Source organism: Aeromicrobium sp., assembly GCF_014378035.1.
Classification (GTDB): domain Bacteria; phylum Actinomycetota; class Actinomycetes; order Propionibacteriales; family Nocardioidaceae; genus Aeromicrobium.
Genome location: NZ_JACMOM010000393.1, coordinates 1 through 8,577 on the forward strand (window position 1 = coordinate 1; position 8,577 = coordinate 8,577).

An 8,577-nucleotide genomic window follows, 5' to 3' on the forward strand; every position below is an offset into this window, starting at 1 on the left:
GACGTAGTTGATCAGAGCCGCCTTCATCGGCCCGTAGCTGAGACCGCCTCCGGGATAGAAGTGGTTCTCGACCGCCGTGATGGTGCCGATCTGCACGATACTTCCCGCCTCGCTCCTCCTCAGGAACGGCAGAGCAGCGTCGACGAAGGACACCGCCGACATGACGTCGACCTCGAAGTTGCGGCGCCAGCCCTCCGGCGAGTGCGGGATTCCACCCAGCGCGCTCGCGTTGGAGACGATCACGTCCACGCCTCCGAGGCGGTCTGCGTACTCCTCGACCCAGGCCGCCAGGGCTGCGTGGTCGCTGACGTCCACGCTGGCGCCGATCACTTGACCTTCTTCTCCCAGCTCGGCGACAGCCGCCTCCACTCCCTCGGGGTTGCGAGCGCAGAGCGCCACCTGCATCCCCTCACGGACGAGTCGCTCGACGACGGCCCGGCCGATGCCTCGAGTGCCAGCAGTGACCAGGGCCTTGCGGCCGATCAGTTCCAGATCCACAGCGTGCTCCTCCGGGTCATCATCGTGCTCATCACCGCTCCCCCGACATCTCGACGATGCGGCTGAGCCGGTGGTGGCTCGAGGGACGCGGCGAAGCCACCCAGACGCACAGCTCCGGATCGGCCTCGAAGAGCGGGCCGTCGATGTGCTCACCGTTGCCGTGGAAGCGTCCCCACCTGGACCCCATCATCACCATCACCGTGCCGCCCTCCTCGCGGTAGTAGAGCTGCCGCGGGTTGAGGGGATTGCGGATCGCGCCCTTGACCGAGTCGCTCATGACTTCGCGCTCTCACCGGCGTCGATGAGCGCCATGATCTTGTCGTGGCGCCAGGTGATCATGGACTCCTGGAACGTCGACAGCGTCACGTGGGTGCGCCGGGTGGCCTCGAGCCCGCGCTGCACCGACTCCATGTTGAAGGCGTCCTGGTCCATCACCAGCGCGAGTGTCGAGAGCTCCGGCGCCTTGTCTGCCGCTGACTCCCCGAACTCGATCCAGGTGACCTTGGCGCTGGCTGGGCGCTCGCCTTGAAAGGGCGTTAGGAACATGACCTCGAAGATGCATTCGTCGTGGCGGTCGCCGTTGGGCCGGAAGCGGTAAACGATGCGGTTGTAGCCGCCCCACGGGTGGTAGTTGGGGAAGATCGCGTAGTTCCAGTGGTCGACCAGCTCGGCGTCCGAGACGGTGTCGGCGCGATCTCCCAGGACCGGGCGCCAGCGCTCGCGTGCGGCCGCGGCCATGCTGTCCCGGGCCGTGGAGTCCTGTTGGAACGGGATCGGCAGCTCCTCGCCCTCCCGGACATCGAGCATCCTTTTGAGAATGTCCTCCTCGGTGACCGCTGCCGGCAGGTCCTCCACCGGGGTTCCCGAAGGGCTGATCTGCCGGGCCCAGTTGCCGAAGGTGTCGACGGCGGCGTTCGCGTCGCCGACGTACGGCGCGGACTGGGGGTGGGTCGCCGCGAGGTGGAGCCCCTCATCGAAGGCCTCCTGCGCGATCTTCCAGTTGCACTTCAGCAGCTTGGCGACGTGTGCCTCGAGATAGCGGTTCTCGAAGTCCCAGGCAGCGAAGTGCTCGGGCATGTCGCCGAGGAACTCCTCCAGGGGTTCGCAGCCGAGGTCGGGGTTGATGAAGACGAACCCTCCCCAGGTGCCGACCTTGGCCTGGGGCAGCTTCCAGTCGTCGCTGTCCGGGTCCACGTCGGGGAACTCCCCCTGAGCCGGGTAGTAGCGGAGCTTTCCGTCGAGACGCCAGGTGAACCCGTGGAAGGAACAGCGGAACTCGCTGCACCTCCCGTCGCTGTCCTTGAGGACGCGTCCACGGTGCAGGCAGGCGTTGACGTACGCCTTGATGCCGTTTCGTGAGCGCACCACGAGGTAGGAGTCACCGGCGATGTCGTAGACGACGTAGCTGCCGACCTGGGGGATGTTCTCCTCACGGCAGGCGACCTGCCACACCTTGCGCCAGATGTGCTCCTTCTCGAGCAGGTGGTGTTCGCGGGTGATGTACTCCGACACCGGGATCTGGGTCGTGTCCGCCACATACTGCTTGCGCTCGCGCAGGTACGCCGGCAACGGGACCCTGTCCTCGAGAACCAGCTCGTACCACGACGCCGCCTCCTGCGCGGTCTCTGGCTTGTCGGTCAGGGTCATGAGGAATCTCCCACCTGGTCGTACGTGCTCCAGCCTCCCTCTGGAGGGCCGGAGTTACTATTCACTGACCCTACTAAGTAATTGACTCGGTGTCGAGGGTGAAGCCTGGATCAATGAGGGGTGGACCGAGTTCCCGATCCCCTCGTCGAATGCTACTTTCACTAGTCTCTATCAGGAAACCAGCCCTAAGCGGAGTCATGACACCAGTATCGGCACCCACGAGCCATGCGTCACTACTGCTCGACGGAAAGCGCTTGCTCTCCGCGCAGGAGGCCCCGCGGGTGCTGAGGGCCTTCCTCGGCCGGGGGAGGGTGGCGCAATGAAGAAGCTCGTCTACGCCTTCGAGGAGGGGGACAAGGACCAGAAGGACCTCCTCGGCGGTAAGGGCGCGAACCTCGCCGAGATGACCAGGCTCGGTCTCCCGGTACCGCCGGGGTTCACCATCACGACCGAGGCGTGCCGCCACTACCTCGACCACGGACGGCTCCCCGACGAGCTCCGGGTCCAGGTCACCATGGCCCTGCGCCGTCTCGAGGACGTGGTGGGACGTCGTCTGGGCGACTCGGTGGATCCGCTCCTGGTCAGTGTCCGCTCGGGCGCCAAGTTCTCCATGCCGGGGATGATGGAGACCGTCCTCAACGTCGGCATCAACGACTTCTCGGTCACGGGCCTCATCGAGGCCTCGGGCGACGAGCGGTTCGTGTGGGACTCCTACCGGCGCCTCATCTCGATGTTCGGCAAGACCGTTCTCGGGATCGACGGCAACGCGTTCGCCGACGTGCTCGACGAGACCAAGAGCGACAAGGGCGTCGAGAGCGACGTCGAGCTCTCGTCGGCCGACCTCAAGGAGCTGGTCGAGGCGTTCAAGGCCATCGTCCTCGAGCACAGCGGCCGCCCCTTTCCCCAGGACCCGCGCGAGCAGCTCGACCTCGCCACCGAGTCCGTGTTCGAGTCCTGGAACACCGAGCGGGCCTACATCTACCGTCGCCGGGAGCGGATCCCCCACGACCTGGGTACCGCGGTCAACGTGTGCACTATGGTCTTCGGCAACCTCGGCGAGAGCTCCGGCACCGGCGTCTGCTTCACCCGCGACCCGGCGACCGGGCAGCAGGGTGTCTACGGCGACTACCTGGTCAACGCTCAGGGCGAGGACGTGGTCTCGGGCATCCGCAACACCCTCAGCCTCGACGACTTCGCGCAGCTCGACCCGATCTCCTACTCCGAGTTGCGCCGCAACATGCGCCGGCTCGAGACCCACTACCGAGACCTGTGCGACATCGAGTTCACCGTTGAGCGGGGCAAGCTGTGGATGCTCCAGACGCGGGTCGGCAAGCGGACGGCGGCGGCGGCGTTCCGCATTGCCACGCAGCTCGTCGACGAGCAGCTGATCACCATGGACGAAGCCCTCGAGCGGGTCGGCGGGGCCCAGCTGGCGCAGTTGATGTTCCCCCAGTTCGACGCCGAGGCGGATCGCACCCTTCTGACCCGCGGCTTGGCCGCCTCCCCCGGAGCAGCCGTTGGCAAAGTCGTCTTCGACTCCGCGACCGCGGTGGAGTGGGTTGCGCGCGGCGAGCAGGTCGTCCTCCTGCGCCGTGAGACCAACCCCGAGGACCTCGAGGGGATGATCGCCGCCAGCGGCATCCTGACCAGTCGAGGAGGCAAGACCTCCCACGCCGCGGTGGTGGCCCGGGGCATGGGCAAGACGGCCGTCTGTGGCGCTGAGTCATTGCAGGTGGACTCGGAGGCCAAGCTGGCCGAGGCCGATGGCGTCGCGGTCCGCGAGGGCGACGTCCTCAGCATCGACGGCTCGACGGGCGAGGTGTTCGTCGGAGAGCTTCCCGTGGTGGCCTCCCCCGTGGTCACCTACCTGGAGGAGGGCCTCGCCGTCACGCTCGCCTCGTGTGACGCCGAGGTGGCCGAGCTGATCCGCGCGGTGGACCGCCTGCTCAACCACGCGGACTCGGTGCGCCGCCTCGAGGTTCGGGCGAACGCCGACACCGCCGCCGACGCAGAGCGAGCGCGCAAGATGGGCGCGCAGGGCATCGGCCTGTGCCGTACCGAGCACATGTTCCTCGGCGAACGCCGGATCCTCATCGAGCGTGTCATCCTCGCCGACACCGCCTCGGCGAGGCAGGCGGCTCTCGAGGCGCTGCTGCCGCCTCAGCGTGCGGACTTCATCGAGATCCTCGAGGCCATGGACGGCCTGCCGACGACGATCCGGCTGCTCGACCCACCGCTGCACGAGTTCCTTCCCGATCGGGCCGACCTGATGGTCACCGTCGCACGTGCCCAGGAACGGGGTGAGACCGTCGACGTCGATTTGAAGCTGCTCGCGGCGGTGAACCGGCTCCACGAGACGAACCCGATGCTGGGGCTGCGCGGCGTGCGTCTGGGGCTCACGGTGCCCGGGCTCTACGGCCTGCAGATCCGCGCGCTCGCCGAGGCGACCGCGGCGCGGATCAAGGCAGGGGGAAAGCCGCGGCCCGAGATCATGGTCCCGCTCGTTGGATCACTCATGGAGCTGCACCTGATCCGTGACGAGGCGGTGACGATCCTGGCCGAGGTGGCCGCGTCCGAGGGGGTCAGCCTCGACGTGCCCATCGGCACCATGGTGGAGGTGCCGCGCGCGGCGCTGACCGCCTTCCGGCTGGCGGAGGTCGTCGAGTTCTTCTCCTTCGGCACCAACGACCTCACCCAGACCACGTGGGGCTTCAGCCGCGACGACGTCGAGGCCGGGTTCTTCGCCGCCTACCTCGACAAGGGCATCTTCACCGTCTCGCCGTTCGAGAGCCTGGACGCCGACGGGGTCGGCCGACTCGTGGAGATCGCCGCCCGCGAGGGGCGGGCCACCCGCCCCGGGCTCAAGCTCGGGGTCTGCGGCGAGCACGGCGGCGACCCGGAGTCGATCCACTTCTTCAACCGCACCGACCTCGACTACGTGTCGTGCTCGGCCTTCCGGGTGCCGGTGGCGCGACTGGAGGCCGGCCGGGCAGTCCTTGGCCGGTCCGACGTCAAGACCTCCGGCGGCCCGGGGATCCAGCCGGAGATCCAGCGGGCCTGACCTGGCTACGAGGACAGTGGAACCGGGTGACGAGGACTTTGGCGCTGTCGGCCGCCAACTGCGGGCGATGGCCTGCCCGATGCCAGGGCCGAGCGACGATGTGGTGCCCCAAGATCGAGTGATTGAATCGGTCGAGGGGTGGGCGATGGGCAGGCGTAGTGACATCGACGGTCGTGAACTCCTTTTGGAGGCGGCGCTCAGGCTGTTCGCCACGCACGAGATGGACGCCGTCTCGATCCGGGCCATCAACCGAGAGGCCGGTCTGGGTCCGGCTTCGGTGCACTACCACTTCGGGACCAAGGACGCCCTGGTCGACGCAGTCCTCAACACCTACGGCGATTCGGTCATCGGCGCCGTCCAGGCGCGGGCGCGAGAGATCGCCAGGTCCCAGGAGCCCACCGACGCGCGTGACCTCGTTCTCATGCTGGCCCAGCCCTATGTCGACCTGCTGGCTACGCACACCGAGGCCGGCCACTTCTGGGTCCGCCTGGTGAGCCAGCTCGTGCAGAGCGATCCGACCCTGATCCTCGACCTGCCTTCGGCGAAGCTCACCTGGCGCGCCGCGGCCCGCGTTTACCCCGATGCCTCGCCGGCGAGTGTCGAACGCGCGATGCGGCTGTGCTTCACGCTCCTGGTGACCCAGCTCGCATAGATGGCGCGCACCGGAGGGCCCACCCTGGATCTCGACCTGCTCATCCACTTCCTGAGCGCCGGCCTCGACGCGACCCTGCGAACCTCGGCCACCGACGAGACAACCAGCGCCTGACCGCACAGTTGTTCTGTTTCACGTAGGTGCCGGGGGCGGGGGCCTGCATCGGGTGGTGCTTCGAACCGAGTTCCGCCGGGGCTGGGACCTCGCGGCCAGACTGCTCAATGGCCCACTCCGCCCAGTGCTCCCACCACGACCCGGTGTGCTTCTGTGCTCGTTCGAGCCACTGGTCGGGTGACTCGCAGTCGTCGAGCGGAGCAGTGAAGTAGCTGGCCTTCGGGTTGCCCGGCGGGTTCACGAGGCTGGCGATGTGGCCGGCGTTGCTGAGTACGAACGTGCTGTCACCGGCCAGGAGCCGGGTGGTGAGGTAGCAGGACTTCCATGGGGTCAGGAGGTCGCTGACGGCCCCGGTCACGTAGTTCGGGACCTTGATCCGGTCGGGCTCGATCGGCGTCCCGGGCGCCGTGAAGGCACCGGCCGTGGGCAAAGGGTTGTCCTCGAAGATGTCGAGGAACTGGCGGTGGAGTGCGGCGGGCAGGTTGGTGCCGTCTGCGTTCCACGACATGATGTCGAAGACCGGCGGGTCCTGACCCATCAGGTAGTTGTTGACCCAGTAGTTCCGTACCAGGTCGTTGAGGCGCATCCACGTGAAGACGTTGCCCATCGTCCGGGCGCTGATGACGCCGTCCCGGGCCGAGTTGAAGCGGGCAACGGAGAGCAGTCGGGCCGAGGAGAATGCTCCGATCGGCGCGGACTGCCCGAAGTCGAGCAGGGTGACCGCGTACGTAGCCGAGTGGATCCGGTCGTCCCCCCGGCTCGCGAGGTGGTTGAGGACGGCGGTGGTCAGGATCCCCCCCCGGCGCAGAACCCGATGACGTTGACGTCCTCCGAGCCGGTCACCTCCCGCACGGCGTCGATCGCCGAGAGGACTCGATCAGCGTAGGTGTCGATGTCCCATTCGGACTGTTCCGGACCGGGCTGCGCCAGCTCAGGAGGAAGGTCTGCAGCCCGTTGGCGACCGCGTGCTCCACGAAGCTACGACCTGGTCTCAGGTCCAGAAAGTAATAGCGGCCGATGGGCGGCGGGACGACCAGCATGGGTCACCCCCGGACCCGGGGTGTGACCGGGGTGTACTGCAACAGCTCGGCGAAGTCGTCGCGGTCGACGACCTGCCCGGGCGTAATCGCCAGGTCCTCCCCGACCTTCAGGGTCCCTGCCTTGGAGGTCGACGGCATCCCGCCGTTGCGGCGCAGGTTGTGGCCGAAGTTTTCGGCTCCGGCAGCAGGTTGGCCCCCAAGCCTCGAACGTCTTCTTCAGCGCCGCCGGGTTGCCGACCAGCGAGTTGGTGGGCGCCAGGGCGCTGGTCAGGATGCCCATGACGAAGCGTGACCGCTCGGCGCGGGTGCGGTCACCCTCGCCGTCCATGTCGTCAAGCACCTTGTCCACGGCCTCGCACGCGGCCAGATACGTCTGGCCACCCGCTTGTAGACCGGGTTGCTCGATCACGTCGGATCCTTGAAGCGCCAGTCTCCGCGAGCCGGCGCGACCTCGGACCGGCCGAGCGCGATGCGCAGCACCTCGGCCCCCAGGCCGGCTGTACGGCGCCACGTGGCACGGCCGGGCTGGGATCGTGAGTCGGTTGGTGCACTTCGAGCTCGACGTGATCGGCAAGGCGCTGGCCGACCCGGCCCAGTTCGTCGACCAGACTTACGACGTGCTCGAGCGGCTGGTCGTTCTGCACCGCGAGTTCGCCCGCCGCCTCTTCGAGGTCCTCGATGCCCGTGACGACGGGAGGCCAGGCCCCGGAGCGGACCAAGCCCCCTGGCCACCGTGACCCCACTTCGCCACCTCGCGGACCGAGCCTGAACGTGCTGGCCTGACGCCAATCGAACAGCGTCCTGATCGGTACGTTGCGGTATTCAGACCGCGTGACCCAACCAGTCACCTGATCCTGCAGCAGTTCCCTCAGCTCGTCATGAGATCCAGGCATGTGGGCGGGCGTAGTCCGCCCATTCATCCGGGTAGTGTCCAGTCCAGATACGCTTGGTGCGCCTTGGACAGCAGGCGTACGCGCTTCAAGGAGTTGACGATTGAGCGGCATCGGCATCGGCGTCGCTGGGCAAGGGAGTCAGAGTCCGGAGTTGCCGCCGGTCGTGCACGGCGTCACCTGTGGGAACGAACGTAGAAGTAGCAGGACGGACCACGCCCCTGCCACGCTGTACTCCTCCATTCAAAGTCGCTGGCGGGGCCGGATGCCGGCGCCGCCGCTTCGGTCGCCGAAGCAGCGTCGACCGCGGGGCCGCCCCCTTGGTGGACCCATCAGGCAGTTTGGCGCACGCGGGCTGCGCCGCGTCGACAACTACGAGGCGGCGCCCGGGCGCGGCCAGTAGGCGGACGGTGGCGGCCCCGCGATCCCCGACCCTGCGCCGGTGACGAAGGTGACTGGTTGGTCGAGGACCGGATCGGTCATTGGGCGAACCAGGGATGGTTCGTGGTGAGGTCGTCAGCAGTTCCGGCTGCGTCCCCTGCAAAGGAGTGGCTTCCGTACGGGATGAATCGGAGCATCGAGAGCCGCCACTCCTCTTCCCGCTTCTCGGCCCGCATCTGGTAGCGGGCCATCACGAGCGTGTCGGTGCCGACCTCATCCACGGCGTCATCCGAA

General features: G+C 67.6%; 8 protein-coding genes and 2 pseudogenes. 3 read left to right on the forward strand and 7 right to left on the reverse strand.

The window, feature by feature from the left end; genetic code table 11:
- From H7290_RS20785 to H7290_RS20795, 3 genes are all read right to left on the reverse strand, one after another.
- Positions 1–498: SDR family oxidoreductase (locus H7290_RS20785; RefSeq protein ID WP_290515923.1), on the reverse strand; the 498-nt coding region annotated here is incomplete at its 3' end.
- Between the two features lie 31 nt (positions 499–529).
- Positions 530–775, reverse strand: a complete 246-nt coding sequence (locus tag H7290_RS20790; RefSeq protein ID WP_290515924.1) for a hypothetical protein — start codon at positions 773–775, stop codon at positions 530–532.
- Positions 772–2,145 (reverse strand): aromatic ring-hydroxylating dioxygenase subunit alpha, encoded by a 1,374-nt coding sequence (locus H7290_RS20795; protein WP_290515925.1) that lies wholly within the window; start codon positions 2,143–2,145, stop codon positions 772–774. Before H7290_RS20795 ends, H7290_RS20790 begins: the two co-directional genes overlap by 4 nt.
- A gap of 319 nt (positions 2,146–2,464) precedes the next feature.
- On the opposite strand from H7290_RS20795, the gene ppdK reads away from it, so the two are divergent.
- Both ppdK and H7290_RS20805 read left to right on the forward strand, forming a co-directional pair.
- Positions 2,465–5,206 carry a pyruvate, phosphate dikinase gene (ppdK, locus tag H7290_RS20800; RefSeq protein ID WP_290515926.1) on the forward strand — a complete coding sequence of 914 codons (2,742 nt, stop codon included), beginning with the start codon at positions 2,465–2,467 and terminating at the stop codon, positions 5,204–5,206.
- Between the two features lie 145 nt (positions 5,207–5,351).
- On the forward strand, positions 5,352–5,858 hold the full coding sequence (locus H7290_RS20805; RefSeq protein WP_290515927.1) for a TetR/AcrR family transcriptional regulator: 507 nt from the start codon (positions 5,352–5,354) through the stop codon (positions 5,856–5,858).
- 40 nt (positions 5,859–5,898) lie between these two features.
- On the opposite strand, the gene H7290_RS20810 is transcribed toward H7290_RS20805, so the two are convergent.
- The 3 genes and pseudogenes from H7290_RS20810 to H7290_RS21455 all read right to left on the reverse strand — a co-directional run.
- Positions 5,899–6,780 (reverse strand): alpha/beta fold hydrolase, encoded by an 882-nt coding sequence (locus H7290_RS20810; RefSeq protein WP_366927665.1) that lies wholly within the window; start codon positions 6,778–6,780, stop codon positions 5,899–5,901.
- 31 nt (positions 6,781–6,811) lie between these two features.
- Positions 6,812–7,186, reverse strand: a pseudogene (locus H7290_RS20815) (hypothetical protein); the annotation flags it as partial.
- Between the two features lie 28 nt (positions 7,187–7,214).
- Positions 7,215–7,523 (reverse strand): annotated as a pseudogene (locus tag H7290_RS21455) (hypothetical protein); the annotation flags it as partial.
- A 22-nt stretch (positions 7,524–7,545) separates the two neighbouring features.
- On the opposite strand from H7290_RS21455, the gene H7290_RS20820 reads away from it, so the two are divergent.
- Positions 7,546–7,749: a hypothetical protein gene (locus H7290_RS20820; RefSeq protein WP_290515928.1), complete on the forward strand. Its 204-nt coding sequence runs from the start codon at positions 7,546–7,548 to the stop codon at positions 7,747–7,749.
- A gap of 632 nt (positions 7,750–8,381) precedes the next feature.
- Here the strand turns inward: H7290_RS20820 and H7290_RS20825 are convergent.
- A partial coding sequence (locus H7290_RS20825) for a hypothetical protein (protein ID WP_290515836.1) occupies positions 8,382–8,577 on the reverse strand: 196 nt, incomplete at its 5' end.